The organism is Bacillus sp. sid0103 (genome assembly GCF_019219025.1).
In genome coordinates, this window is sequence record NZ_JAHUWN010000043.1 from 1 (window position 1) to 26247 (window position 26247).

General features: G+C 36.9%; 28 protein-coding genes, 2 pseudogenes and 1 riboswitch. Of the genes and pseudogenes, 10 read left to right on the plus strand and 20 right to left on the minus strand.

Features of this window, described 5'->3' with window-relative positions:
* The first annotated feature begins 299 nt into the window (after positions 1-299).
* On the plus strand, positions 300-1322 hold the full coding sequence (locus tag KW850_RS29690; protein ID WP_218351286.1) for a DUF3231 family protein: 1023 nt from the start codon (positions 300-302) through the stop codon (positions 1320-1322).
* Between the two features lie 183 nt (positions 1323-1505).
* Complete coding sequence (locus KW850_RS29695; RefSeq protein ID WP_218351327.1) at positions 1506-2012, plus strand: DUF3231 family protein; 507 nt, start codon at positions 1506-1508, stop codon at positions 2010-2012.
* Between the two features lie 215 nt (positions 2013-2227).
* On the opposite strand, the gene KW850_RS29700 is transcribed toward KW850_RS29695, so the two are convergent.
* Both KW850_RS29700 and KW850_RS29705 read right to left on the minus strand, forming a co-directional pair.
* Positions 2228-2806, minus strand: coding sequence for a hypothetical protein (locus tag KW850_RS29700; RefSeq protein WP_256358535.1), 579 nt, complete (start codon positions 2804-2806; stop codon positions 2228-2230).
* A gap of 480 nt (positions 2807-3286) precedes the next feature.
* Positions 3287-4601 (minus strand): annotated as a pseudogene (locus KW850_RS29705) (IS110 family RNA-guided transposase).
* Positions 4602-5017: 416 nt separating this feature from the next.
* Between KW850_RS29705 and KW850_RS29710 the strand changes: the two are divergent.
* Positions 5018-6223, plus strand: coding sequence for a COG4705 family protein (locus tag KW850_RS29710; RefSeq protein WP_218351287.1), 1206 nt, complete (start codon positions 5018-5020; stop codon positions 6221-6223).
* 364 nt (positions 6224-6587) lie between these two features.
* Here the strand turns inward: KW850_RS29710 and KW850_RS29715 are convergent, their stop codons facing one another.
* The 6 genes and pseudogenes from KW850_RS29715 to KW850_RS33665 form a co-directional block, all read right to left on the minus strand.
* Positions 6588-7862, minus strand: a complete 1275-nt coding sequence (locus KW850_RS29715) for an L-cysteine desulfidase family protein (RefSeq protein WP_218351288.1) — start codon at positions 7860-7862, stop codon at positions 6588-6590.
* A gap of 215 nt (positions 7863-8077) precedes the next feature.
* Positions 8078-8272 (minus strand): hypothetical protein, encoded by a 195-nt coding sequence (locus tag KW850_RS29720; protein WP_218351289.1) that lies wholly within the window; start codon positions 8270-8272, stop codon positions 8078-8080.
* 110 nt (positions 8273-8382) lie between these two features.
* Positions 8383-8763, minus strand: coding sequence for a VOC family protein (locus KW850_RS29725; RefSeq protein ID WP_218351290.1), 381 nt, complete (start codon positions 8761-8763; stop codon positions 8383-8385).
* A gap of 78 nt (positions 8764-8841) precedes the next feature.
* Positions 8842-10074, minus strand: coding sequence for an MFS transporter (locus KW850_RS29730; RefSeq protein ID WP_218351291.1), 1233 nt, complete (start codon positions 10072-10074; stop codon positions 8842-8844).
* Positions 10075-10120: 46 nt separating this feature from the next.
* Positions 10121-11125, minus strand: a complete 1005-nt coding sequence (locus tag KW850_RS29735) for an ROK family transcriptional regulator (RefSeq protein ID WP_218351329.1) — start codon at positions 11123-11125, stop codon at positions 10121-10123.
* Positions 11126-11515: 390 nt separating this feature from the next.
* Positions 11516-11680 (minus strand): annotated as a pseudogene (locus tag KW850_RS33665) (hotdog family protein); the annotation flags it as partial.
* Between the two features lie 71 nt (positions 11681-11751).
* Here KW850_RS33665 and KW850_RS29740 point away from each other — a divergent pair.
* Positions 11752-12150 carry a YmaF family protein gene (locus KW850_RS29740; protein ID WP_218351292.1) on the plus strand — a complete coding sequence of 133 codons (399 nt, stop codon included), beginning with the start codon at positions 11752-11754 and terminating at the stop codon, positions 12148-12150.
* A 736-nt stretch (positions 12151-12886) separates the two neighbouring features.
* Here the strand turns inward: KW850_RS29740 and KW850_RS29745 are convergent.
* The 4 genes from KW850_RS29745 to KW850_RS29760 all read right to left on the minus strand — a co-directional run bounded on the left by KW850_RS29745 (position 12887) and on the right by KW850_RS29760 (position 16602).
* Positions 12887-13594, minus strand: coding sequence for an SDR family oxidoreductase (locus tag KW850_RS29745; protein ID WP_218351293.1), 708 nt, complete (start codon positions 13592-13594; stop codon positions 12887-12889).
* A gap of 64 nt (positions 13595-13658) precedes the next feature.
* Positions 13659-14828, minus strand: a complete 1170-nt coding sequence (locus KW850_RS29750) for an MFS transporter (protein ID WP_218351294.1) — start codon at positions 14826-14828, stop codon at positions 13659-13661.
* Between the two features lie 23 nt (positions 14829-14851).
* Positions 14852-15184 carry a cyclophilin-like fold protein gene (locus KW850_RS29755; protein WP_218351295.1) on the minus strand — a complete coding sequence of 111 codons (333 nt, stop codon included), beginning with the start codon at positions 15182-15184 and terminating at the stop codon, positions 14852-14854.
* Between the two features lie 377 nt (positions 15185-15561).
* Positions 15562-16602, minus strand: a complete 1041-nt coding sequence (locus tag KW850_RS29760) for an NAD(P)-dependent alcohol dehydrogenase (RefSeq protein ID WP_218351296.1) — start codon at positions 16600-16602, stop codon at positions 15562-15564.
* A gap of 298 nt (positions 16603-16900) precedes the next feature.
* Between KW850_RS29760 and KW850_RS29765 the strand changes: the two genes are divergently transcribed.
* Positions 16901-17314, plus strand: coding sequence for a MerR family transcriptional regulator (locus KW850_RS29765; protein ID WP_218351297.1), 414 nt, complete (start codon positions 16901-16903; stop codon positions 17312-17314).
* Positions 17315-17575: 261 nt separating this feature from the next.
* Here the strand turns inward: KW850_RS29765 and KW850_RS29770 are convergent, their stop codons facing one another.
* Complete coding sequence (locus KW850_RS29770) at positions 17576-19480, minus strand: APC family permease (RefSeq protein WP_218351298.1); 1905 nt, start codon at positions 19478-19480, stop codon at positions 17576-17578.
* A gap of 228 nt (positions 19481-19708) precedes the next feature.
* Positions 19709-19847, minus strand: a riboswitch (cyclic di-AMP (ydaO/yuaA leader).
* A gap of 252 nt (positions 19848-20099) precedes the next feature.
* Between KW850_RS29770 and KW850_RS29775 the strand changes: the two genes are divergently transcribed.
* A complete protein-coding gene (locus tag KW850_RS29775) occupies positions 20100-20237 on the plus strand; it encodes a hypothetical protein (protein WP_218351299.1) in 138 nt (45 codons plus the stop codon).
* Between the two features lie 115 nt (positions 20238-20352).
* Complete coding sequence (locus tag KW850_RS29780; RefSeq protein ID WP_218351300.1) at positions 20353-20655, plus strand: EthD family reductase; 303 nt, start codon at positions 20353-20355, stop codon at positions 20653-20655.
* Between the two features lie 221 nt (positions 20656-20876).
* Here the strand turns inward: KW850_RS29780 and KW850_RS29785 are convergent, their stop codons facing one another.
* A complete protein-coding gene (locus KW850_RS29785; RefSeq protein ID WP_218351301.1) occupies positions 20877-21152 on the minus strand; it encodes an LGFP repeat-containing protein in 276 nt (91 codons plus the stop codon).
* Entirely contained in the window at positions 21121-21480 is a 360-nt protein-coding gene (locus KW850_RS29790; protein ID WP_218351302.1) for an LGFP repeat-containing protein, read from the minus strand. The genes KW850_RS29785 and KW850_RS29790 overlap by 32 nt, the downstream gene beginning before the upstream one ends.
* Before the next feature lie 409 nt (positions 21481-21889).
* Here KW850_RS29790 and KW850_RS29795 point away from each other — a divergent pair, with 409 nt between their 5' ends.
* Positions 21890-22063: a VOC family protein gene (locus KW850_RS29795; protein ID WP_218351303.1), complete on the plus strand. Its 174-nt coding sequence runs from the start codon at positions 21890-21892 to the stop codon at positions 22061-22063.
* A complete protein-coding gene (locus tag KW850_RS29800) occupies positions 22060-22296 on the plus strand; it encodes a VOC family protein (protein WP_218351304.1) in 237 nt (78 codons plus the stop codon). Before KW850_RS29795 ends, KW850_RS29800 begins: the two co-directional genes overlap by 4 nt.
* A gap of 269 nt (positions 22297-22565) precedes the next feature.
* On the opposite strand, the gene KW850_RS29805 is transcribed toward KW850_RS29800, so the two are convergent.
* Positions 22566-23063, minus strand: a complete 498-nt coding sequence (locus tag KW850_RS29805) for an undecaprenyl-diphosphatase (protein WP_218351305.1) — start codon at positions 23061-23063, stop codon at positions 22566-22568.
* Between the two features lie 2 nt (positions 23064-23065).
* Positions 23066-23854: an alpha/beta fold hydrolase gene (locus tag KW850_RS29810; RefSeq protein ID WP_218351306.1), complete on the minus strand. Its 789-nt coding sequence runs from the start codon at positions 23852-23854 to the stop codon at positions 23066-23068.
* Between the two features lie 387 nt (positions 23855-24241).
* Between KW850_RS29810 and KW850_RS29815 the strand changes: the two genes are divergently transcribed.
* Positions 24242-24385, plus strand: a complete 144-nt coding sequence (locus tag KW850_RS29815; protein ID WP_218351307.1) for a hypothetical protein — start codon at positions 24242-24244, stop codon at positions 24383-24385.
* A gap of 197 nt (positions 24386-24582) precedes the next feature.
* On the opposite strand, the gene KW850_RS29820 is transcribed toward KW850_RS29815, so the two are convergent.
* The 3 genes from KW850_RS29820 to KW850_RS29830 form a co-directional block, all read right to left on the minus strand.
* On the minus strand, positions 24583-24963 hold the full coding sequence (locus KW850_RS29820) for a M20/M25/M40 family metallo-hydrolase (protein ID WP_218351308.1): 381 nt from the start codon (positions 24961-24963) through the stop codon (positions 24583-24585).
* A gap of 23 nt (positions 24964-24986) precedes the next feature.
* Positions 24987-25694 carry a DNA alkylation repair protein gene (locus KW850_RS29825; protein WP_218351309.1) on the minus strand — a complete coding sequence of 236 codons (708 nt, stop codon included), beginning with the start codon at positions 25692-25694 and terminating at the stop codon, positions 24987-24989.
* Between the two features lie 278 nt (positions 25695-25972).
* Positions 25973-26113 (minus strand): hypothetical protein, encoded by a 141-nt coding sequence (locus KW850_RS29830; protein ID WP_218351310.1) that lies wholly within the window; start codon positions 26111-26113, stop codon positions 25973-25975.
* Positions 26114-26247 lie beyond the last annotated feature (134 nt).

A 26247-nucleotide genomic window follows, 5' to 3' on the forward strand; every position in this document is an offset into this window, starting at 1 on the left:
TTAGTACGCCTTCATGTAGCCAAAATGCTAATTACTCATTCATTCCACGGCTTATTGATCATTCAAGTGATTTGAATTCCTGCGAATAAGTGAGTATTCGAGAGATAATCGTATCTAACTGAGGGAGTACAACAAGCAAAAAGATCGCCGCAGCGATCTCCATTCTTTAACTATTGCACCCGTTACTTTAAGTATATTCCTTCACAATCGCCATTATAGATTTACCTTTGAACGTTTACATATTACAGGGTTGTTATGGAAAAAGTACTTTATAGTATATTTTTTTGGAGGTCATATCTATGGAGGACAAAGGGAAACAGATAAGGCTCACAGCAGGAGAAGTTGCTCAGCTATGGGCTCAATACATGAATGATAGTTCAAGTATATGTATGCTTACTTATTTTTTAGAAAAGGCTGAGGACTCTGAGATTATTCCAATAATTGAATATGCTTTACAGTTATCAAAGTCACATATTCAAAAATTAACAGCAATATTAACAGAAGAAAAGAATGTAGTTCCACATGGTTTTAGTATTAAAGAGGATGTTGATTTGACTGCTCCTAGACTTTATTCTGACAGTTATGTATTAAATTTCATAAACCAAATGGCTAAGGTTGGTCTTACATTATATGCAGCTAGTGTAGCTACATCTGTTAGGCATGACATTACAACCTATTACATGGACTGTGTTACAGAAACAATGCAATTATACCAAAAGTCCAAGGATTTATTATTATCAAAAGGATTGTTCATAAGGTCTCCTAACTTGCCCAATTTAGAACAGGTTGAGTATGTAAAAAAGCAAGGGTTTATTTTAGATGTGTTTGGAGAAAAACGACCATTAGTAGCAGCAGAAGTAGATAACTTATTTGCTAATCTCCAAAGAAATGCTATAGGAGTGGCTACCCTTACTGGGTTTAGTCAGGTCGCACAGAATAAGGAGGTCAAACAGTTCTTTATCAAAGGTCTTGAAATTGGGAATAAACATATTAAATTATTTGGAGGAAAATTAGAGGAAAGTAAACTCCCTGTCCCAATGAGTTGGGACTCAGAGATAACAAATAGTACAACCTATACATTTTCAGATAGAATCATGATGTTCTATACATCTGCTTTGATAGGTTTGAGTGTTGGTTTTTATGGGACAGGTATTGCACTAAGCCCAAGAGGGGATATTGTTGCAATGTATAACAGGTTATCCTTAGAAGTTCAATTATATTCTGAAGATGGAGCAAACATTATGATTAAGAATGGATGGTTAGAACAGCCTCCAATGGCATCAGATAGGGATGAACTAGTAAGAGGAAAAAATAAATCGTAAAGAACCTTAAAGTCCATTTGCTCAGCAATGATTTGTTTTCTCAATACTAATAAAATGCCCCTTTCATAAAAGTAACTTTATAAATGAATAATCTTTAATATAGTATTTAATAATAATCCCTGTGTTCTATTTCCTTTAAAGGAGTATTTCATGAATGTACAAAAGATGATAAGGAGTGTAGTCATGGGAATATTAAGTGGTAATCCTCAGGATGAACCAATGCATTATGGTGAGGTTTTTGGAACTTGGACTCACCTATTGGCAAACAATGGCGTAATTGCTGGTTATCAGTCTTATATTAATCACACTGGCGATCAAGACTTGAAAAAACTTATTGAAGAAGCAATTGAAGGTATGAAAAACGAAAACAACCAATTACAAGAACTTCTTAAAACAAATGGTATTGGCTTGCCACCAGCACCACCAGATCGTCCAAACGCAAATTTAGAGGATATCCCTGTTGGAGCAAGATTCACTGATCCAGAGATTAGTGCATCTGTTTCCAAGGACGTCGCTGCTGCATTAGTAGCTTGCAGCCAAATAATGGGACAATGTATCAGAGAAGATATTGCTATGATGTATGGACAGTTTCATTTGGCAAAGGCACAATTTGGTTTAAAAATGTTAAAGTTAAATAAGGAAAAAGGATGGTTAATCCCTCCCCCTCTTCATTTAAAGAAATCTGAGTAATGTATAATATTCTAGGGCGACACTTTGTGTTGCCCATTTCTTATTTGTAATCAGGTCTTCTCTCCCTTTGCAATTTTTCATCTCAGCGTTATGTAGTTTAGGTCAAAAGAGACATAAAGGAGTCATTTTTCTACTTCAACTATCCTGCTTCGTTAGTTGAACAAGAAAAAGAACCGCCGCAGCGATCCTATTCTTTAACTCTTGCACCCGTTAGCTTAAGAAGGGTTATTGATTTCTTGCAACAATAATTCTAAATCATATTTCAAGTTACTTCTTGTCTCTTTATCAAATTCTCCTTGTACTTCTTGTATAGGATATTTTTGTTTATGGATGATATAATGTTTTAGTTTTAAAAAAGTGGTTAAAGGAAAATCAAAATCATACCACTCTTCTCTGTAACCAATTATTCCGTGTCTTTTTATTAGTGCATCTATTTCTTTTAACACAATCATAATAAAATTATCATAAGGGTATTCCGTTTTTATAAGTGTTTTATTTTTGTCTTTACTAAATGCATCTTCATAATACACGGCTTTTATGTTCAGTATATTATTTTCTTTTAATTCGAAAGACCAAATAATTCCCTCTGGTTCACCCTCCCATTCACACTCAGTTTCTTTTCTTATCTCATCTTTCGGTACACAAAAAGAGTTTAAAAGCATTAGTGACCTTAGAAAATCATATAAACAATCTGTTAAATAACTTGCTGTAAATTCTAATTTCTGTCCATTAACTTCAACAATACAAGTAGCCCATCCAATTCCACTAAGATAATATTTAAACTTCACTTCCATCTCACCTACTTCGATAGTTATCACTACATTTATGTTATCACTATTCCATGTTCAACTAAACTCCCTCAATAAAGAATGCAAAATCTCACGATTTCTCCGTTTTTCTTAGATATTCATAGTAGTTTTACCTTCCAGTAATAACTTAATAGTTGGGTGAACATTACTGAAAAGGATAAAACTGGACCCTTTGAGAAAAAAGACTTAGAGCCCACTAACCAATCACTTGGTAGAAATTGGTTGATGAGTCAAAATATGATCGCACTGGTGGATGTCCACATTTCTCATGGAGGTCAACCCTCCCATGCCTCACAGAGTCTTCGCTCTCAAATTCCTTCGTCCAACCTTTCCATGAGGTGGATGTCAGCCATGCTGCCCCACAGGGTCCTTTGCCCGTAATTTAGTTGCTTTGCCGACTAATCCGCGCTTCAAATGTACCCAAATCTATAATGTTACTACTATTTAATCTAATCTAAAACAGAATTAAGCGGCCATTTCTACCTTTTTTGATACTGACAAATGAGGAATATCCTTTAACATCTTTTCTTCACTAAATTCAAATTGCTTTTTACCTATGCTAAAGAAAATATGGATCAGTTTATTACATAAAGCAATAAGGGATTGCATCTTCTTTAATGGATTATCAGAACGTTGAGTATAGTACACATGTAATGCTTTAAAAGCTGAATTTTTGGCAACAAGAATCATACACACCCTGAACAACAAAGCCCTCAGTTTTTTCCGGCCCCTCTTTGTGTTCGTCGTTTTCCCCTTGTGCTTACCAGATGTATTTTCTTTTAAACTTAAGCCAGCCAGCTTAATGATTTGCCTTGGATGAGTATAATCCATTGAGGTCACCTACTTCCGCAAAGAAACCGGCAACCGTATCTCTTCCAACACCTTTAATGGCCAACATTTGTGGTACACCTGGTATTTCATCAAGTAAACTCTCTATTTTTGAATCTAGTTCTTCGAATTTAAGTTGGATTAATTCATATTTATCTAGTAACGTTTTCAGCTCTAGTTTAGCCATATCAGAGCCTTGCCGAAGTCCGATGGACTTACTGGCTACTTGCTTTAACTCTCGAATCTTACTAAGTCCTACACTCCGAGTAACGGCTTTTCTTAGGTAGGTAAGCAGTTCTTGTTCAGATAATTTTATTATTTCATGCGGTAGAGCATTTAGTTTTAAAAATTGTAATGCTGCCTTGCCTTCCCACTTCTTAAAGACCGTTAGAAATTCTGGAAAGTACCGATCAATCCAGTTGTGAACCTGCCCTTGGGCGGTTTGGAGGTCATCAGTTAGAAGATCTCGAATTTTCTTTGCCACTCGGAGCTCGGCATAAACTCCTTGTGGGATAGTTGGTTCGGCGTATCTTCCGTCTTTGACCAGCTGAGCTATTACTTTGGCGTCCTTTACATCATTTTTAGTTGGTGAATTATCATCGAGTTCCTTGCTTTTCTTTACATGCAAGGGATTGACTACTACAAACTTAATCTCATTTTCTTTCAGAATATGTGCGAGGTTGAACCAATAGTGGCCAGTTGGTTCCATTCCAACCATCACTTTTTCCATGGCTTGTTCTCTCTTCAGTTCAGAAATCCATGTAAGAAAATGCCCGAACCCCTCTTTTGTGTTTTCAAAATAACAAGGCGATCCGAACTCCTTTCCTCTAAAATCCTGGGCACGTGCCACATGCTTGAATTTAGCAATGTCGACTCCTATAATAAGAGTTTGAGAAGTGATTTGAGCAATCTTCTTATTTTGGTTATAATTCTTTTTAAAGCCTCCTGGTATTTGAGTTGTTGTCCTTTTTCGCTGGCCAGCTTTAAGACACTCTTATTCTACCAAGAGGTTATTTTTTTGTTCAAACCTCATTTTCACTCATTACAGGAATGCTGCCTCGTTAGCTCAATAAAAAAATGCCCGCCTATACTTAATGGACACTTTAGTCAATTTTAATCAATTTTTAATAACTAGCTCCTAAATTTCTTATATAGTAGAGACAGCATCGTCTCAAATGAAAAAAAGAGATGGAAATTGCTTTGAAAGAATAACTACTTCCAAAAAGGAGATGAGTTCTTTTAAGGACACCCTATTTTTCATTGGATCATCAAGATTTTGGAAACGACTGTGGGGGAACAGCTCCAGACTTCCCCTAATAATAAACATGAATTTGGATGGGAATTCACTGTAAAGAAAGGAAAATTTGTATGCAAGAAAACCAAAGTAATTTGAAAATTTTACTTAACAAGGTACCACAAGTTACTATTTTCTTCTGGATCATCAAAGTTTTATGCACAACTGTTGGTGAAACATTTGCTGATTTCATCAATTTCAACCTTGGACTTGGTTTAACTCTGACTACTGGAATTATGGGAATCGCGTTTTTCATTGTACTGTATCTACAATTCAGAACAACGAAATATGTTCCAGGCATTTATTGGCTAACGGTTGTACTTATTAGTGTATTTGGTACGTTGGTAACTGATAATTTAACAGACAGTATGGGAGTACCTCTTGAGCTTAGTACCGTAGTTTTCTCCATGTTGCTAGGATTAACTTTTCTTTTTTGGTATCTTAGTGAAAAAACACTCTCGATCCACTCGATTCATAGCAGAAAAAGAGAAGTTTTCTATTGGCTTACCATTCTTTTCACATTTGCACTTGGTACAGCAGTCGGAGATTTATATTCCGAACAACTGGGTTTTGGTTATCTAAACACAGGAATTATAGTCGTTGTAATAATAGCTTGTGTATTTTTAGCCTGGAAATTTTTGAAACTTGATGGAATTTTGGCTTTCTGGATAGCGTATATTCTGACTCGTCCACTCGGAGCATCATTAGGAGATTACCTATCTCAACCAAAAAATAATGGCGGATTAGGTTTGGGGACAACAGTAACTAGTGTGATTTTTCTTTTAGCTATTTTTGCAATCATCATTTTTCTTGCTGTTACAAAAATTGATATAAATTCAAAAAGTGAAAGAGCAGAAACAAACCAAACAAATGAAAGTAAGAAAAATGTTTTGAAACAAACCATTACGGTAATTTGTATTTTCTTAGCTGTCAGTGTAGGCAGTTATGTTTGGCGCAACAATAGTATAGAAGCGCAAACCGATTCTGCACAAACTACATTATCTGGACAATTAACAGATTTTGTTAAAATCGAAAGTGATATGCTAAACAAAGTAAACTCAAAGGACTTTACTTTGGTGAAAAAAGAGGCAGACGAGTTGGAACATAATTGGGACACATCGGAGCCTAAACTTAGGAAAATAGATGGCACAACTTGGGTTAAAATCGATGGAACGATTGACGTTGTATTAGCAGCAGTTCGTAAGTCAAATGCCGATGTCAATTATTGTAAATCTGCACTTAACAATTCGCTTAGTATCATAAATGTAGCAAATAAATAAAATTCTTGGGAATCGCTAAATGTGGTTCCTTTTTAAATGTAATTCTATAAAAAGCCCAATTCCTCTTTTACATATGAGAAATTAGGCTCTTTTTCGTTACCTCCTGACCGTTGGGACAAGGAACTAACCCTACTCTTCTCATCATCGATTCATTTTAAATTATTTATTAGGGTAACACTGTAAAAGTAGTCGCTTGAATATTTTTTGATTATTTTATTATTTTATAAATTTATAAACGCATTCATTTTTAACGCTTTTTTTATTATTAATTCCTTGTTTGCGGGAAGTAAAAAATGATTGGAGGTGGAAAAATATCTAAGTCGGCAATGCTGCCGACTTTTAAAAGATAATTATGTTTAATATATTATTTTTCCAGCATTAATTTTAAAATGAGTTCATCTGTTTGCCGTGTTCCTTCATTTCCTAGTTTACAAAAGCTTTCAATACTCTTTTCAACATCATCATGGATAAAGCCATCAGTCGATTGGATTTCTTGATGGTTTAGTGCAAGCAGTGCTGATTGAACAGCGACATTCGAACAAGTTGAGACTTTCATGGCACATCCAGCCTTGGCCCCGTCACAAATCATACCAGAAACATTGCCGATAGTGTTTTGTATCGCTGCCTTAATTTGCTGAAGACCACCCTCAAGTAAATAAACAATTGCACCACTTGCCCCCATTCCTGCAGCGGTTACACCGCATAAAGCAGAAAGGCGACCAAATTTAGATTTAATATGAATGGTTATGAGATGGCTAAGAGCAACCGCTCGAATCATCTTTTCCTCAGATACTTGTAGCTTCTCTGCCGCTGCTACAACCGGTAGTGTTACAGCAATGCCCTGATTGCCACTCCCTGTATTCGCCATTACCGGGAGTATTGAACCAGCCATTCTGGCATCTGAACCAGCGGCTGCAAGAGACATGGCCGAAGTCGCTAAATCATCGGATAAGATTCCTTTTTTCACATTTTCCTTAATTGTTTTGCCGACATTGAGTCCATAATTTCCGGAAAGGCCTTCCATTCCAATCATTCTATTTAACTCTATGCTCCTTTTTACTAGAGCTAAGTCAGTAAGGTCTGCTTGAAGAACCCATTCATAGACTTCATTTATCGTAAGCGCTTCTAATTCCTCTTCATCTGTTTGAATCCCAATATTTTCACATCCACCACGGTACACAGCTTTTCCATCCACTTCGATTAAGGTGATATTCGTATGATTATCAGAAATTATCGCTCTCGAATACTGCTTATCTGTTCGTACAATCACTTCAATATATAGTCTTTTCGTTGTATCTGCCTGACCTGCTGTTACTTTACCTTCTTCAATGAGTTTAATCGCCATTCGCTCATCCTCTATTGTAAGCCCGTTTAAAACTTTTAACTGTTGATTTGGATCTCCAGACAATGCTCCAAGTGCAGCAGCGAAATCAAGACCTTTGGCGGTCATCCCTGGAATCCCGACAGACATGGCATTTTTAATAATATTTCCGCTCGCTTTTACGTTAATCTCTTCTATTTGTCCCGTTACATAGCTTTTAGCCGTCGCTGCAGCCAAAGCAATTGCAACCGGCTCCGTGCAGCCAAGGGCAATCACTAATTCTTTCTCAAATATTGCTAAAATTTTGTTCTTCCCCATTATGTTCGCCACCTGTTCTTCTAAAATAACTTTTATAATAAATAATACCATAATAGCTTACCTGTCACATTAATAAAAAAAGGAGCATCTGCCACATAAAGCGGAGAGCTCCTTTTACAATTAATCCTTATTAAGGCTTGCTACTAATCCTACCTGGAATCCAGTGAAGTGAGGAGGACAGGGAATTTATGGTTCCCGCATGTTTATATACCAAATCAAAATCCGTACGCTCTTTCTGGTGCAAACCCGATGGGCCACTGGGAATACGGGCCATGGTTTCTGGCCGCCAAACACAGGTTTGAAGAATAGACTGGTGGATAACTCGTTATTTGGAAATAGTAACTTAGGTCTCCTACCTCTGATAAAAAGCCTGCAACGGTGTCTTTCCCTATTCCCTTAATAGCTAACATTTGTTCAACACCTGGAATTTGTTCAAGAAGTTTATCTATGTTAGCGTATTTTCCACTTTTAGTTGATTTTTATAGACCATTTAAATAACAAACCAGTGTTTACTCGATATTTACACAGTTAATTCTAAGAGATTGCCTTCTGGGTCTTCTATCACACTCTCATAGTATCCGTCTCCAGTGACACGAGGACCATTAACTAGGCGGTAACCATCATTCTGTAGGCGAGCTGTCAACTGATTAACGGACTCCCGGCTTCCCATGGCAATTGCAATATGAGCCCAGCCAATCCTATCGTCCTGATCCGGCTTATCGATACCTGACTTACACATAATCTCTAAACGTGCACCCCCGTCAAACGTTAGAAAATAAGATTCAAATTTCTTATCTTTATTATGATACTTTGAGTTTGCATACCCATTAAAGTACGTAATATAAAATGTCTTCATAGCTTCTAAATCTTTGACCCAGATTGCCACATGCTCTATTTTCATCTCACTGTCACTCCTCAAATGAGGTTATATTTTTACCTTTTTAAAAATTCTTACGGGTGATTAAATCTATACCCCCCATTAAATCACTGTGGAGTTGTTATTTTTTACTCTTAATGGTTCGTTTCTATTCAATATCGCATTTAGTTTTTCAGAACCCCAAAGCAGTATTGCAACAAAACCTGCAATAACAAACGGGAAGATTCCTATTGTTGAGTGTGCTGCAATGAAACCAAGAAGCGGAGGCAGGAATGTACTACCGGTATAAGCAACAGCCATTTGATACCCCATAATGGTTTGAGAATGTTTCTTTCCAAATCGTATTGGTGTTTCATGTAACATACATGGGAAAATAGGTGCTAATCCTAAACCAATCATGATAAAACCTATAAGTGCGAATATCGATGGCATTGGTAAAAAGAAAAGTGTCGTACCTGCTAATGCTGTAATTTGACCTATTCGAATGAGATTGCGGTTACTTATTTTTAAAGTAATAAAGCCTGTTATAAATCTTCCGATGGTTATTCCTGCGTAATACAAGGAAACCCATTTTGCGGCTGCATCTACGGATAATTCTTTAACATTTACTAGAAAACTACTTCCCCAAAGTCCCATAGTTGCTTCTGCGCCGCAATAAAACAAGAAAGATATCAAAGCTAGTTTTACTCCCCTAATTTGCAAGGGTTTTTGATTTTCAGCATCAGATCCATTCCATGCACTATTTGTGTTTACTGGCTCTTTAGTTTCGTGAACATTGCTGTTTCCTCCAACCTTATTCCATAAAGGCAAAGTGAAGAAAAGAATGACAACTAATACAAACTGCAGACCCGCGATGGTAAGATACCCATTTCTCCAAGAATGTTGCCCTGAAATAAACTGAGCCATAATGACAGGACCAAGTGTAGCCCCAACTCCCCAAAAACAATGAAGCCAACTCATGTGTTGTGCTTTGTAATGTGTAGCCACATAATTGTTTAATCCCGCATCAACTGCCCCTGCACCTAATCCTAGTGGTATGGCACAAATAAATAACCAAACAAGCGAAGGAGCAAAATGAAAACCTAATAATGCTCCAGCTGTCATTAAACAACTGAAAAATGTCACAATTCCAGTTCCGAAGCGTTTAAGCACAGTTCCGCTAGCAAAACTGGAAATGATTGTTCCTCCTGCGATTGTCATAAAAAGCAATCCAGCAGTATCAAGCGGTGCTCCAAACTCCGTTTGCATCATAGCCCAAGACACTCCCAACAATGAATCCGGTAATCCCAAGCTGATAAAAGCCAAGTAGATAATTAGTAAAAAGAATGTAGCCATGTATAACCCCTCCTTACAATTTTTTTAATATCGGCATTGTTATGTCTTAGCTGCTTATTCCGGTGATCATGAGATCAAGGCCAAGACTTTGTAATCCAAATAGATAGTCTTGTTTCCAATCACTCATGATAAGCTCTGGAAGATGTTCTACGGGTATATACATTGAGCTTCGTTTTACAATTTGGTCTATGATAAACTGGTTGAGTTCATCATCGCAAAAAATAATTGTGTAAGGGTTAATGGTAGCTACAAATGAAGCTACTAACCTGCTAATGGCATCGATCTCATATTCCTCACATATCATTGCTTTTTTAGACCGGTTACCATTTTCCAAAGCCTGACCAAAATTTCGGTCATCATACTGTGGAACGAATGAAACCTCTCCTGAAAAATTAGTGCTTCCTCGCACCACAACTCCATTTACCATGATTCCAGCACCTGGACCATTTTGACCTGAATATAAATAAATAAGAGAATTATTTTTCCTATTTCCCTTACTATCGTGATATCCAAGCACTGCCGCATTCATATCGTTCTCTATTACAACAGGTATGGAGAAACGATTTTCCAAGTATCCCTTCAAATCAAAGTTTTGAAGATACTCATACCCTGGTATATAAATAATCCGTCCATTATCAACGGAACCAGGTACACCAATGGATACAGAACTAATTTTTGGATATTTCTCTTTTATCTCTTCAATACACTCGGTTAATAATTTCAAATCATCATCGATTAATGCACTTGAGGTTTTTCCAACATCCTTCACTTCTCCTAAACAGTTAAAGACAATATAATTTGTCTCTGTTCTCTCTAAAAAGATTGCCAACCCTAACATATACTCCGGATTGTATGTATATCTTTTTGCCCTTCTTCCACCACTCGAATCATCAAGACCAACTGAAATAAGCTCACCGTCCTTTTCCATCTGTGCCAAGAATTTACTTATTGTAGGAAAACTAATTCCTAATTTATCGCTAAGATCAACTTTTGTAGCACTTCCAAGTTCTAAAAGAGATTTACGAATTCCGCGAAGGATTACCTTCCTCATCGATTTTGGAGTAGCATTCACAAGCGTCACCACCTATTAAAATTAACTTATTAAAGAACTTTAATAAGTGTCTAACAAAAAAACTTATTAAACATCTTTAATAAGTAATGTTGAAACTATATCATATAAAATTACCAAAAACAATGGAGATCATAAATTAAAAAAGAGGCAGGATTAAAGTTCCACCGTATGATTATCCTCCAGGGCACCTAGTAAATAACTTGGTGCCTGGTCCATGCTTCAACTCTAGCACCCGATAGTTTAGTACAATATTTCACAATCTTTCTTATTCCACTAACATGCCCCGTTTGTTGAAGAAGGAAAAGGCTGCCGAAGCAGCCTTAACTTGTTTAACTCTAGCCTCCGTTTGTTGAAGAAATTATAAAGAATTTAAAGTATTATACCTGAAAAATCCCCTTTTATTACTTCCTTTTCATTCTGATTTTCACATAAAAAGGATGCAATGATAGCTGTTCTATTATTTTCTTGCCTTTCGTATTTTTCAATTTTCACTACACAATTTATTGTATCCCCCGTAAATACAGGTCTTAAAATCTTTTTTTCATAAAACCTTACCATTACTAATATTATAAACAGTATTCTAATTTAAAAGGGGGTTCCATTTTATGAGTAAAGTTCAAAGGGGAAGAGAAAATTATGAAAGAAATCGATCTCAAAAAGATGCGCAGTCTAACAATCAAACAAATTCTGAAGAATCAGAACAAACACATGTTCATGAATTTTTGGCAAGTACCAAATTAGCTGAAGAAGGAGAGGACAGACATAATCATCGTTTTGCAGGGGTTACAAGTGAAGTAATTCCAAAGGGTGATAGTCATGTACATGTAATATTAACTAATACCGACTTTTTAGATCATCATCATGAGGTAGGAATACAAACAGGTCCTGCTATCCCAGTTGGCAATGGTAAGCATGTACACTTTGTCAAAGGAATCACTACCCTAGATGATGGACATGTCCATGAGCTTGAATTTGCTACTTTAATTGAAAAGCCTCTTGTATAAGGGGAAAAGGTTACCTTTACGGAGGACAAGGGTGAGCACCTACTAGTGTTTCACCTTTTCTATTCCCTCTACAATTGTGTTTCAGTAATTAAATTTTGGGATTTTGAGGTAACCTCTCTTAATGGTAACCTAATTTAATAGATAGAACCTGATCATTCACGGCTTTTGCTTACCTTATCTAATCTTTCCTTCGTAGTACCCGTTACATAACTTATGACTCCTATTATGACTACAACGATAGTATTAGAAACCTCTATCTGGGACAACAGTAAACCTAAACAAATAGCTAATAATAGAATAATAATTACATTAAGGGCTGCCTATTAATTTTACTAAAGGGGCTTTAATACCCTACAATTTTTAATTGTTCGTTTTGCCATACTCCTTCACCCATTTCTGTAAATGCGATGCATTGAATGCAAAATCAAACGACACAACCAGGAGATTTCGTATAGCGATTAATGCATTTCATAAAAATGGAATAACCATGGATGAAGAAAATGTAATCTAATATAGATATAAAACTTACCTCCTCTATTATATTTTCATTCCCCAAATATAATAGAGCCCGTTTTTTATATAAAAAACGGGCCCATAGGAGTACCTTGGATTACAATCAAGCTTGCTGGATGAGCAATTTCCGTCACAGCAACGATGTTAAACTGTTTTTTCATCACTTTTCTTCCGCTCCTTTCGATTTCTACCAGAAAGGAATTTCTTGACCTACTACTAATGCTTACCAATCGATTCGTTTTCCATCTCTGAAGAATTCTCCATTAGGTCCTTCAGGTCCAATAGTTGCTAACCAAAGGATAGACTCAGCTGCTTGCTTTGGTGTTCTTGGAGCCGATGGTCCACCCATATCTGAGCTTACCCATCCTGGATCGACTGCATTTATTTTAATATCTCCATTGATTTCTGCAGCAACCAATCGTGTCAATCCATTTAAGGAAAATTTAGACAACTTATAAGCGCCTACTCCTTGATATGACATTTCGCTCATCGCCCCATATTCTGAAGAAACATTAATGATTCTCCCATAGCCTTGTTTTTCCATGAGGGGAATAAAGGAACGGATCACATGGAAAGCGCCGAAGAAATTGGTTGTCATTGTTCTCTCCAGAATGGAAGGGTCCATTGCCACTAATTTTTTATTCTCCTCTAGATACACGCCAGCATTATTAATCAATACGTCTAATCTACCATAACGCTCATTTACAGTAATGGCAGCTTGATGGATGCTTTCTTGATTATCTACATCCATCACCACAAACGAAACATCCAGATTTGATTCCTTAAGTTTTTGCACAACTTCATGACCCGTTTCTGGCTCACGACTTGCCAAAATGACCTTAAAACCTTTCAAAGCCAATTGTTTAACCAGCTCATATCCAATACCTCGATTCCCACCGGTGACAAGTGCAACTTTTATATCTTTTGACATTTTAAATCCTCCATTTCTCGTTCTCAGATTGAGTGTTATCTAAAAATCCTAATAGTGATAATTCTTATTTTGAAAGTTGTTGTGTAGGGGTAAACATGTAGTTTCTTAGTAAAATAGTTACCAAACTTAATATCAATGATAGGAATCCCACCAATACGACGTATTGTATGCCCATATCCGAAATAATTAACCCTCCTACAGCAGCGCCAAATGTTGTTCCTAAATTAGCAGATGTTAAAAATAAGCCATTTGCGAAATCAGGAGCTTCGGGAGCTGAAGACGTAATCCAATATTGGTTAAGATTGCCCCCTATTCCAGCTAAAATCCCCCAAATTAAAGTAATGATCGCCATTAGTACGGTAAATTGTCCAAAAAAGAATAATAGGATGTAAACAACTCCCAATGCAAAAGGAAATGTCACTACAGATTTGATCGCATTTTTAGTAAGTAACCTCCCTGCGAGAATGGTTCCAATAATATTGGCTCCGCCGTATACGAATAATATTAGACTGATGGTATTGGAAGACATATTCGTAACAGTTTTCAGATAATCTGCAAGATAACTATAAACTCCAAATACGGCTGAGTTTAATAAAATGACAGACACAATTGAAAGCCAAGTAATAGATTTTTTTAATACCGATACTTGTGCTCCGTAAGAAAGTCTTTCCTTAACTGGCATAGAGGGTACAAATAGTAAGGTAGCAACAAATGCTAACATATTTACAATAGCAAAGAACACCATCGCCATTTGTAAAGAAGTTACACTAGCAATAAAACTTGCGATTGGTACACCGACTACCATACCGGCAGATACTCCTATAAATACTTTGGAAACAGCTTTTGGAGCTTCCTCTTTACTTACTGAGGCAGCCGCTACTGTAAATGCCAATGAACAGTAAATGGGATGAAAAAAGGCTGGAATGATCCGAGCCATTAATAGAATGGTAAAGTTGGTTGTAAAAATAGATACGATGTTCCCCGATACAAAAACACCTAGTACAAGTAACATGACCTTCTTACGATTGATCCCTGAAAATAATAAAGGCATCGTTGGACCAGATACTGCAACAACAAGGGCAAAAAAACTCACCAGCCATCCTGCTTTTGCTATACTGACTTGAAAGTGATCAGCAATGGAAGGCAATATCCCAATAACCCCCATTTCTGTATTCAAGATGCCGAAGACTCCAATGGTTAATATAAATATGAGTAAATTATTTTGTTTTTGCAAAATAGTTCTCCAAACCTCTTCCTTTAATTGACTTTTTCAAAGTTTTCTTTTCCAGATTCAATCTTACCTAGTATAATAAGATCATTTGTGGCATCCTCAAAACCTTTATAAAAAATAGCCAAATTTCCCCAAGGAGAATAATAAGCAAAGTCTCCTTTTTTTGGTTGGTTTTCGGATTTCACATTATCTACCGATAATCTTTTTTGTAAAACGCTAATTTTTTCTTTACCTACATAATCTTCTAATGTTACTGTTAACGGCAATTGAGCTAAAAAATCTCTACTCGCTGAATGATCATACATATTCACCATTACTTCCTCGTTATTAAATGCCAATTTGACTTTAACATCTTCCATAGTAACTAAACCTCCATTATCAATTGGTGAATCCTTACTATTCTGTTTGTCCTGCTCATCGATTTTAACTATTTGTTCACCACTTGAATTTTTATTTGAAGTAACATTACCAATGTTTTCACTCCCATTCTTACTACTTCCGCAAGCTGTATAGATGAGTAGTCAATTAAAAAATTTAATATAGAATGATCAATGGACCAACTACCCAATGGATTATTAATCATTAGGTCAATAATATCGATTTTCAAAAAATAAGAGTTGTGCTGATTTTAACTTGGGCTTAATTCACGTTGAAGCAACATATATAAAAGGGTGTCCAAAAAGCCAAGCTTTTTGGACACCCTCTAAATACCATTAGAATTTATCATTCACGCAACTCACATTGTGCTGATGTCAATCACGAATCGATATTTCACATCTGAAGCTAATACGCGTTCGTAAGCTTCATCAATTTGGTCAGCTGAAATGACTTCAATCTTAGGAACAATGTTGTGTTCTGCACAGAAGTTCAACATCTCCTGAGTCTCTCGGATGCCACCAATCATTGAACCTGCAAATGAACGGCGATGACCGATAAGAGAAAACACATTTACTGACAATGGCTCTGCTGGCGCACCCACGTTTACTAGTGTTCCATCCAGAGTAAGCAGTGAGAAATAAGCATCCATATCGATCCTTGCACTAACCGTGTTAATAATTAAGTCAAAGGTTCTAGCAAGTTTCTGGAATGTTTCCGGGTCACTTGTGGCAAAGTAGTTGTCTGCGCCAAATTGCAAACCATCGTCTTTTTTATTCAATGATTGTGACAGAACGGTAACCTCAGCACCCATGGCATGTGCAATTTTGACAGCCATATGACCAAGACCGCCCATACCAACAACTGCTACTTTCTTACCTGGACCAGCCCCCCAATGGTTTAATGGCGAATAGGTCGTAATACCTGCGCAAAGTAATGGGGCTGCGACGTCAAGCTCAATGCTATCAGGAATTCTCACTACGAAGTCCTCCGTTACGACAATGTGGGTTGAATAGCCACCTTGAGTAGGCTCACCGTATTTGTCAACACCAGCGTAGGTAGGGACATTTCCTTTGAGACAGTATTGTTCTTCTCCTTTACGGCAATTCTCACATTCGCCACAGGAGTCAACCATACATCCAACCCCTACCCGGTCACCGACCTTGTACTTTGTGACCTCTGCTCCTACATCGGTGACAATTCCGGCAATCTCATGGCCAGGCACGAGTGGATAGTTCACGGGACCCCATTCGCCATGAGCAGTATGGATGTCAGAATGGCATATGCCTGCATATTTAATTTCAATCAAAACATCATGCAAATCAAGGTCTCGTCTTTTAATTTCAGCAGCTCGAAACGGTTTGTCTGGACCGTCTACAGCTCGTGCTTTAGCAGTTATCATTAATAAAACCTCCAATAATTTATATTTTTTCAATAGGATCGCTTGTGCCGGGTATAAATGCATAACTCAGGTTCAAATTCCCTCTCTTTCATTTCTACCCTACTTAACTTCTCTTACAAAACAATACTAATCCCTAGAGTTAACTCTAGGTCAATACCTTATTTCAAAAAAACTCTATTTTTAATTCTACTTCCCTTGTATGTTAAATAACATTTGACATTTAGCATACAACATGATAAATTTCTTTCATTCATAGAGTTAACTCGAAGTCTAAATCATTAAGAATAGGAGATAAATGATGAAGACATACACGATCAGCGAAGTTGCAAAAGAATTGAATCTTACAGTATATACCTTGCGTTACTACGATAAGGAGGGACTTATGCCTTTTGTAGAACGGACATCTAACGGAACGCGGCGTTTTAAAGAATCCGATATTGGCGCTCTAAAAGTAATTGAATGTCTGAAATCCACAGGGATGCCTATTAAGGAAATTAAAAATTTCTTTGATTGGTGTTCTGATGGGGATTCCACGCTGCAACAAAGATATGACATGTTTATGGAACGAAAAGCTATTGTAGAAGCACAAATAGAAGAACTAAAAAAAACAATGGAAGTCATCGAACATAAATGCAGATATTACAAGACTGCATTGGATGCCGGAACGGAAGATATTCATAAAAACGATAAAATAGGGATTTCCATTACGTAGATCATATTGAGTTTAGTATCCATTTTACTAAGAAACTGCATATTGTTTTAAAACCCAATAAGAGAAAAAAGCCGATTATCCTTTTCCTATTACATTGTGAAGAAATATACTTAAACTAATCTCCCGTTAGTGAAATAAGAAAATGGCTGTCGAAACAGCCATACATTGTTGAATTTAAGCACCTGTTAGTGAAAAAGAAGGAGGCATACCTTTTATGGTAATGCCTCGCTTTAAGAGAACTATAGTTTTCATTTGCCTTTGTTACTTTTTTAGCTGATACGGTACAGTCGTGATCACTACATCCTTATGGCGGAGAAACCAAATCCGCAATTGAAGGGCAGTTTGATTATGCAACAGATTATGCCACCATTTTTTTGGTATAAACTGTGGAATAATCAAATGGATGTGCCCTTCACCTTTCTTTTCTTCTACTATTTTCATAAAGCGATTAAGTGGTTCCAACACTGAACGATATTTACTTCGAAGGACAACTAGTCTACATGGAGAACCCCATTTTTCCCACTTTTCCTCCATTTTAACAATTGATTCATCATCAAATCCCACGTAAACAGCAATCATATTACCGCCCAAACTTTTTGCAAAAGATAGTGTATTATTAACTACCCGGTGGACTCCTGAAACAAGTACAATCGTTGTAACTTCTCGCATTTCTGGAAACTCTTTATCAATGTCTATATACAGATCTTCTGCCACATAATTGTAGTGGCGACGTATAGCTAGCGACATGAAAACGATTAATGGCAAAACCACTAAGACAAGCCAGGCTCCACCTGTGAACTTGGTGACAGCAACAATTACCGTAACGATAGAAGTCACAATCAACCCAACAATATTCACACCTAATTTAATTTGCCAACGTGAACCCTTTACTCTTAACCATCGGCGGACCAAACCGAATTGTGCAATTGAGAAGGACAGAAATACACCGATTGCATAAAGCGGAATCAAAGCATGGGTTTCTGAATGAAAGGCTAAGATTAATACGCTTGCAGCCGCTGCTAGTGCAATAATACCGTTTGAATAGGCTAAGCGATCCCCTCGGTTTGTTAGGACACGGGGTAAGAAACCATCAGCTGCGACAATCGCAGATAATTGTGCAAAACCTGTAAAAGTTGAATTTGCTGCCAATATTAATACAATAAATGTGAACCAGATAATTATCTGATACAAAATTCCATGACCAACATACATTTCTGCCAACTGGGACAACATCGTGTTTTCAGGTGAAGGTGAAATCCCTTTGATATATAACAGATATGCAAAACCTATAAGAGTAAAGCCAGTAATTGCTCCTAAAGTGATATAGGCTTTTATGGCTCCTTTTTGTTGAGGATCCCTAAAAACAGGAACCGCATTTGAAATCGTTTCAATTCCTGTTAATGCCGAACAAGCTGAACTAAATGCTTTTAGGATCAGCAATATGCCTAATCCTTCAGGCACCGTACCAAATGGAGGGGTAGACTCCTGGACAAATCCATGTTTTAATCCATCAAATACACCAGTAAAGATTAATAAGAGCATACATAACATAAATCCAATGGTAGGCCATGCAAATATTTTTGCTGACTCAGCCACACCACGCAAGTTCATAATCAAAAGCAAAAATATAATCGTAATCCCTAATTCCGTTCGGAAAGGTTCGGCCGCAGGATAAGCGGAGGAAACGGCTTCTAAGGCTGCTGATACAGACACTGCAACGGTCAGTATATAATCAACTAGCAGGGAACTGGAAGCTATTAGCGAAACCCATTTAGCCTTGAAATTATCTTTCGCAATCGCGTATGCTCCGCCTCCACTAGGATAAGCTAAAATCCCCATAATGTACGAAGAGATTAAAATAGCTAAAAGAGTAATGGTAGCAATAGTTATGGGGATGATTAACCATTTTCCTTCTTCTCCAAACCTGGCAAGTTCAATCATCCCCGCTTCTGGGCCATAAGACACGGAAGAATAAAGGTCAGCAGCAAGGATCGGTAAAGCGATGAACCATACAATTTTTGTGTGTTGTCCTAATAGTTCAGCGGTTCGCATGCGTCGACCAATTAAAACTCGTTTTAAGCCTGCAAAGTTGGTAAATGCCACCCAAATTAGGGATACGGCTATAATAAATAATATTATTTCAACCCAATGCCTTGGATCATTCATTTTACATACTCCTTATCATCTAAATAATAATAATAAGACATCAAAAGTGCTCGTACTGCTGTATGTAGGCTTTCCTAAAATCAAATAGGAGAACCAAGAAATACACTATTCCACTTTAATTGTGTCCTCCTTTTCCTATTTTTTCCAAAACAAAAAGACCTCCGAAATCGAAAGTGAGCTTTTCTTGTAAAAAGAGCACAAAAAAAGCACCTTCATAGGTGGTCTTTTGACCTCCTTCGCTTTAGCCGACGAAGTTAGCTGACGGGTAGGATGGCGAAAGAGTATCACATCCCTTCTACAAATAGTAGAATTAACCCCAAAAAAATGGGTCCTCCGTTCCCTTTTGGGGACTAGGCAATATAAAATTTTTTCCTATGTGCTTGATAATACTCCCATGAAAATCAATTGTAAAGGCTTAAAAAGGTTGATAAAAGATGAATAAATTCATTTTTTCTACAATAAAACGCTTACATTCACTATTTACTTCTTCGTTCACTTTATTTCTATTATTCCGATCGACTCTCAAAATTTGGATTTAATTTATTTCTATTTTTTTTAATAGGAGTTATAGAGGACATTATGGGAAAAATATGAATATGAGAAAAAAGGAGTGATTAAAATGGAACATGTTTGTACCATTTGTGGTGATAAAAAAGATGTTATTAATCAAGAACAAATGACCGTTTTAATAATTTGTGAAACATGTCTAGGTAGTGATGATCTGGATCCATTCTTAGAAAATTTTCTCCAATATTAATTTGTCTTCCCCCTGAGGGAAATTTTCTTCTAACCTATCATTTCCTGTTCCAATGGAATAGCTTAAAATACGGTTGAATAATATAGAATGATTGACAATGAGGAGGTTTTGTCTATTGGCTAAAATTATCATTCTTTATGAACAACCAAAGGACAAAGAAGGATTTGAGAAACATTACTTTGATGTACATGTTCCTCTGGGAAGAAAGATTCCCCATATAAAAAGTGAATCGATTCGACGAGTCATTCAGACGCAAAATACAAGCTTAAACTTTTACTTAATCACGGAACTTGAATTTGAAAGCATGGATACACTAAATCAAGCATTGTCCAGCCCTGAGGCCAAAGATGCTAAGGCGGATGGAATAGATTTATTTAAATACCTAAATAATCCTCCAATTATCACAATTGTTGAATAAGAAGACTGATTTTACTAAATCGTTGTTTCTAATAATGTTCAATAGGTAATAAACTATTAAAGCGAAGGTTACCGTCCAAATAAACGGAAAGTAACATTCGCTTTAATTTGTTTTGAATTAGTGCTTTTAAATTTGTTAGGCACCATTCATCATATTTTTCCTATAATCCATTTTGCTGTAAGTACTGAAGCTTACAACAATACTCGGTTAACAGGATTCGTTTATGACGGTGGAAGCCCCTCAACAGATGCACCTATCTGGGGAGTCCAAATGATTGAACCATGTTGGAACAGTTGAATTCGCCCGCCACCAGGTCGAGCTTTTTCGTCTTCCATTGGAAAACCAAGCTTGCTTTCAAAGCCAAATTCTGCCCACTTGGCCAGTATTGGTCCAGTTATAGGATGGGCACCCGTTCTCAATGACCAGAAGATTGACTTTAGTGGCTTCCCCTGTTCATGTACAGCTTTAAAAAAAGTTGAACCGTCCAGTTCCATCATTTGTAACAAATTCATCCGTGATTGGATAGCCAAAACCTTCACGGCCAAGACTGACCCACTTATCCCGAATAGGACCATGAACCTCTTTTGCCCCAGATTCAGGGTGCCAATAAATAGACCACTCTCGACCATTCGGTTCGCGATAATGCCTATATCGCCCAACTCCGTCTCGAGCAGTGCTCTCAGCTGTAATTGGAGGCCCCTTAAACCCCCTTCTTAAAAGTTCTTGATATTTAGCCTCAATTTCACTCTCACGGTATTGTCTATGTGGATTTATGGGAAAATAGTGTCCGTAGTAGGGAATCTGCCTATATGGATCTATATTCAATGTATACTCCTCCCTAACTTAATCTTAGTTTTCCTATTATTATATTTGGCTGTATTCTTTCTAGGTGACTGTCCATTTATATTTTGGGGCCCTTAATCTTTTCAACGCACGTCTGCCCGGGGTCCTTCTCAAACATAACAACACAAATCACTGTGTGTAAGGTAAGTGCAAGGATACAGAATAGTGGTTGGGCAATTACTCCAACTAGGGAAATTCTCCCCCACTCTATAAAAGCGAATATTACTACCTCTTTATTCAGCTTGATTAAAGTGTAATAGGAAGCTGAGAATGAAACTTATTTAATAGATTGAATAAGAACAAATGTTCGTGTATAATATAAAATATGACCACTGTTGCTGTTAATTAAGAACCATGGCTTATCTAATTTAATGACAAAGGAGAAAGTATAATGATTAAACCCTATTTAATGTTTAACAGAGAATGCGAAGAGGCTTTTAAATGGTATCAAAAAGCATTTGATGGAGAAATGATTTTAATGCAAAGATACGGTGAGATGCCGGCAAATCCTAATTTTCCTGTTCCTGAAAGCGATAAAAACCTTGTGTTGCATGTGCACAATTGAAATTAACAGATTCGGGTATTATTATGGGTTCGGATGGAAATCGGGACTTTCCAAATAGTGAGAAGGTAGTCATCAGTGTCGAACTTGACTCTGAAGAGCGTGCTAAAAATGCATGGAATGTGCTCGAAGATGGTGGAACCATTCTTATGGATCTTCAACCAACATTCTTTGCCAAGCTGCATGGTTCTGTGAAGGACAAATATGGAGTAAGTTGGATGTTTACAGTAGAATAGATACGGTAATCCCATAATACATTTGAGTCATTATCTTTTCTGCTAAACTCCTTCTTGTGGTTTTTATATAAAAAATGATTAAGAGCTGAAGATCCTTTCTTCAGCTCTTTTGCTCTGTCATGTCACTACCTCACTGATCGTTAAGTACGAACATCCCATTTAATAAAAAATACTTTAATATTATTACTATGAAGATTCATAGGGGTAATGTCCATACGGATGGTGACAATATGGATAATATTGATACCCATATAGATAATGATGTCGCTCTATTTTCTTTTTGAAATTATTAATAATTTATGAATGATCGAACTTGTAAAAGAACCTAAAACTGCACTTCCTGCAATATCAGAGGGATAATGGTGTCCTACCCAAATTCGTGACAATCCCGTTAAAACCGAGAACCCTAACAGAATAGATCCAACGGTGCGTTGATAAAAGAGAAATATTGTTGAAACGGCAAAAGTTAGTAAAGTATGCTTACTTGGAAAGGAAGAATCGGATTTAGAAGGGGTAAGTATACGTACTCTCCTGTCTATAAATGGACGTGGCTTAAAATAAAATAACTTAGTTATATAATGCATGAATAATGTAATCACAATAGACACTACTGCTTCAATAAATACTTTCCTTTTTCTAAAAAGTTGAATCACTAAAATAAAAAAGAAAACAAATTTGATCTTGTTGGAAATAAGTATCATTAATTTATCGATAACCAAATAACGTCCGGAAAGTAAATTTATTAAACGAAATAGTTTGACATCCAAGCTTATTCACCCCGTTTGCTAGAATGTTTCTCAATAAATTGATAAATAACTTTATTCAATTCACCTGCTGCTTTTGTTGGTAGCTGATGTTTAATGCCTTCAACAAAGGTTATTTCGTTTTGAGGGAGTTTACTATGTAATTGTTGTGCATAACGAAAAAATGGTTTATCCTTTTCGCCATATATGAGGGAAATAGGCATATTGATTTTTTCAAGTTGATTCGAACTGTTATAGTCCAAACTGTAATCATAGTATTGCAAGATGTTCCTTGCATCTCCCTTTTTAGCTTCTAGTAAAATCTTCTCGAATAACTCTTCTGTATCTGAATTGCTTTTTGATATTGACCAAGCCAAAGCAGGCAATGCCCCAATCTTTAAAAGGTTTTTAGCAAGAAGTATTCTGTTTTTTAGACGCCAGTCATTTACCTCAGACATCCCACTAATAATGATTCCACCTAAAATACGCCCCGTTGATGTTGATAACAAAAATTCCAATAGGATAGATGCCCCTGCTGAATAGCCACATAAAAAGGCTTGTTTAATGTTCAGATGGTTCATTAGCTTTTTTATATCCTCTACGATGAGTGGATAAGTAACGGGTTTGATTGAAAAAGGACTCCTTCCATGTCCACGTATATCAAAGGTGATGATTTGGAAATGATTGGATAGTTCTTCTGCCTGATATATGAAGTTTGTGGAAGTTAGAACAGGCGGATGAATAAAAATGATAGGAATCCCTTTTCCTTTAACAGAGTAATAAAGGCTACTTTCATCAACTTCGAGGATTGGCATTATATCACCTCAATTAATAAAACCATGCTTTCATTTATTATTTGGCATTTTTGTTGAATCATACAAAAATAGCTTGGCCTTCCAAACTATTTTACAACTCAAATTCCCAGTCATCCCTTAGAATGTTAAATGTTCAGAAATCTCGCTCCTTTCCGAAATAGGTAATTTAGAAAGATTGTGAAACATTCTACTTAAAGTAATGGGTGCGTTTGTTTAAGATGGCTGTCATTATGGCAGCTTTTCTTATTGTACAACGTGAAGGATAGTGGAAATTGCAAAGTTTTAAGGACAGATTTAACATTCGCGTAAATCTGTCCTTATAGAGCAAAATATGTAACGGTATTGTGCTGGCAAGCACTTGCCTATTCTGAATAAGGAGTGAGTTGAGTGGCTGATAAAAACGAACGTAACCGTGTCGATAATGATGCTGGCGAAGCGGTAGGAACTGGTGTCGGTGCTGTCGCTGAAGCTGCTTTGGGTTCTGTTCTTGGTCCACTTGTCTTTATAATACAAATAAACGATTTTAATTAACCTATGGAGAAAATTATGGAATTACGATTCGGAGTAAGCTTGGATGGGGTACCATTGTCGCTGTGAAAGTTCCGATTTATTAAGGAATCTCATATCAGGTTAAATAAAAAAAGTGAGGAGTTAGCGGACAGGATTAATACCGTGCCTGCGCTTCCTTCTCACCTTCTATAATCCACTTCATGGAAAAATGAAGTGATTTATTTTTCATTCAAAAATGTTAATGCAGTTTGAACATAATCATTAACACCAAGAATCAATGATTCTTCTTTAACATCAAATTTAGGGTGATGATGACGGAAATTTTCTTCTAATCTATCATTTCCTGCCCCCAATAACACAAAGCAACCTGGTGCTGCCTCTGAAAATGCCGAGAAATCCTCTCCACCCATGATTGCTTGGGATATCACCCGATTACTTTCACCAAAGGTTTCTACGAGGGTATTATCAACTAATTTGGTGATATTTTCTTCATTAACAACAGAAGCGTAGCCGAACTGATAATCAAATTGATAGGAAGCGTCGTTTGCTTCAGTGAGCCCCTTCGTTAACCTTCGAATGATGTATGGAGCCTCGTTCATGTTTAGTTACACTACAAAACATGCTAACATCTTACATATTTGCGTTTAAAACCAAGCTTCCCTCTATCGACTTCCTTTTGAATATTTTCGGAAGCAAGCAAGGTACTGCTTTTTTTCGTGCCTCGTCTGATTTCAACTGGGCCTACTGCCTTTGCAGTTTCAACCGCCTTATCATGGAGCGGCACATATGAAATCGCGACTGTGTAGAGAAAATTATTCATCGCGGATTTTGTTCGATCAGGAGAATCGTGAATCGTATTTTTCACCTGATCAAGCATACTGGCAATCTTGCTTTCGCTAAATTCACTGTCCTTACGGTTACCTAAAAGCCAGCAGTAACAGCTCCAGCCTGCTGACATTCTAAGTTCTTCACCGCTTGCGATCCACTTATCGGCAACAACTTGCGCAATATCGGCTTCCGCCAAAGTTACTGCCACCACGTATTCGGAAAGCATATAAAAATACGCCGCATCGATCCAACGATCAAAATCTGCCTCAGTCATTGCCATTGGGTCCGCAATGATGCCGGCAAAATACATGGCATCATAGTTCCCGGTGGCGTAAAGCTGCTCGGCCAAAGGCTGATTCTTCTTGATTTTCTTTGCGAGCGGCTTCATTGCGCCTGTAGCCACGCCAAAAACCGGCTCGTGTGCACCATTGCTTATGTACATCTTTTTCATTCGCTCCTTACCGAGCGCTTCCAGTTCCTGCATAACCTTTTCGAAATCCATCGTTTTGCACTTCCCTCCTTAATAATCATACCCACTTCATTTTAACTATCTAAATGACTAAACAATATACATTACTGAGAACGACTTTTTATTCTATATTAGAACAAGGAAAACAAAAAGTCATCCCATATTTTTACTACCTCTTTTCAACATTTCCATCTTCATTAATTCTTGAACTTAATACCGTTATCCTGCCAGTTTATTAAATAAAAAAGAGCTAAAATCAGCTCAGCGTTCTTTATGAAATGCGCCCGAAACAAGTAGTACACACTTCCATACTATTTCATTTTTATAGGAGCTACCACTGCAAATAAATTTTCAGATGGATCGGTTACATTGATTTCAATCACTTTATATCCGGTTCCTCCGTTGTTATACTCGTTTTTAGTTGTAGTTATTTTTAAATGATGGTTGTTCATGGTGATTTCTTCCTTCCAATAAAATTTCTCACAGAAGTTACTATATGTTGAATGGGAGGAAATGTGCATTATTTTTAACAAGAATTAAAATATTCTTGACTGAATATAAAAAAGCACTTACCTTGGTGTGATTC

Coding starts and splice junctions, on each gene's coding strand:
- KW850_RS29710 (WP_218351287.1), top strand. CDS start 5,018: ATGCAAGAAAACCAAAGTAATTTGAAAATTTTACTTAACAAGGTACCA.
- KW850_RS29765 (WP_218351297.1), top strand. CDS start 16,901: ATGAAGACATACACGATCAGCGAAGTTGCAAAAGAATTGAATCTTACA.
- KW850_RS29740 (WP_218351292.1), top strand. CDS start 11,752: ATGAGTAAAGTTCAAAGGGGAAGAGAAAATTATGAAAGAAATCGATCT.
- KW850_RS29700 (WP_256358535.1), bottom strand. CDS start 2,806: ATGGAAGTGAAGTTTAAATATTATCTTAGTGGAATTGGATGGGCTACT.
- KW850_RS29830 (WP_218351310.1), bottom strand. CDS start 26,113: ATGAACAACCATCATTTAAAAATAACTACAACTAAAAACGAGTATAAC.
- KW850_RS29825 (WP_218351309.1), bottom strand. CDS start 25,694: ATGGATTTCGAAAAGGTTATGCAGGAACTGGAAGCGCTCGGTAAGGAG.
- KW850_RS29725 (WP_218351290.1), bottom strand. CDS start 8,763: ATGAAAATAGAGCATGTGGCAATCTGGGTCAAAGATTTAGAAGCTATG.
- KW850_RS29785 (WP_218351301.1), bottom strand. CDS start 21,152: ATGATGGAACTGGACGGTTCAACTTTTTTTAAAGCTGTACATGAACAG.
- KW850_RS29720 (WP_218351289.1), bottom strand. CDS start 8,272: ATGTTAGCTATTAAGGGAATAGGGAAAGACACCGTTGCAGGCTTTTTA.
- KW850_RS29715 (WP_218351288.1), bottom strand. CDS start 7,862: ATGGGGAAGAACAAAATTTTAGCAATATTTGAGAAAGAATTAGTGATT.
- KW850_RS29775 (WP_218351299.1), top strand. CDS start 20,100: ATGGAACATGTTTGTACCATTTGTGGTGATAAAAAAGATGTTATTAAT.
- KW850_RS29755 (WP_218351295.1), bottom strand. CDS start 15,184: ATGGAAGATGTTAAAGTCAAATTGGCATTTAATAACGAGGAAGTAATG.
- KW850_RS29695 (WP_218351327.1), top strand. CDS start 1,506: ATGGGAATATTAAGTGGTAATCCTCAGGATGAACCAATGCATTATGGT.
- KW850_RS29795 (WP_218351303.1), top strand. CDS start 21,890: ATGATTAAACCCTATTTAATGTTTAACAGAGAATGCGAAGAGGCTTTT.
- KW850_RS29770 (WP_218351298.1), bottom strand. CDS start 19,480: ATGAATGATCCAAGGCATTGGGTTGAAATAATATTATTTATTATAGCC.
- KW850_RS29735 (WP_218351329.1), bottom strand. CDS start 11,125: ATGAGGAAGGTAATCCTTCGCGGAATTCGTAAATCTCTTTTAGAACTT.
- KW850_RS29730 (WP_218351291.1), bottom strand. CDS start 10,074: ATGGCTACATTCTTTTTACTAATTATCTACTTGGCTTTTATCAGCTTG.
- KW850_RS29745 (WP_218351293.1), bottom strand. CDS start 13,594: ATGTCAAAAGATATAAAAGTTGCACTTGTCACCGGTGGGAATCGAGGT.
- KW850_RS29810 (WP_218351306.1), bottom strand. CDS start 23,854: ATGCCAATCCTCGAAGTTGATGAAAGTAGCCTTTATTACTCTGTTAAA.
- KW850_RS29690 (WP_218351286.1), top strand. CDS start 300: ATGGAGGACAAAGGGAAACAGATAAGGCTCACAGCAGGAGAAGTTGCT.
- KW850_RS29760 (WP_218351296.1), bottom strand. CDS start 16,602: ATGATAACTGCTAAAGCACGAGCTGTAGACGGTCCAGACAAACCGTTT.
- KW850_RS29820 (WP_218351308.1), bottom strand. CDS start 24,963: ATGAACGAGGCTCCATACATCATTCGAAGGTTAACGAAGGGGCTCACT.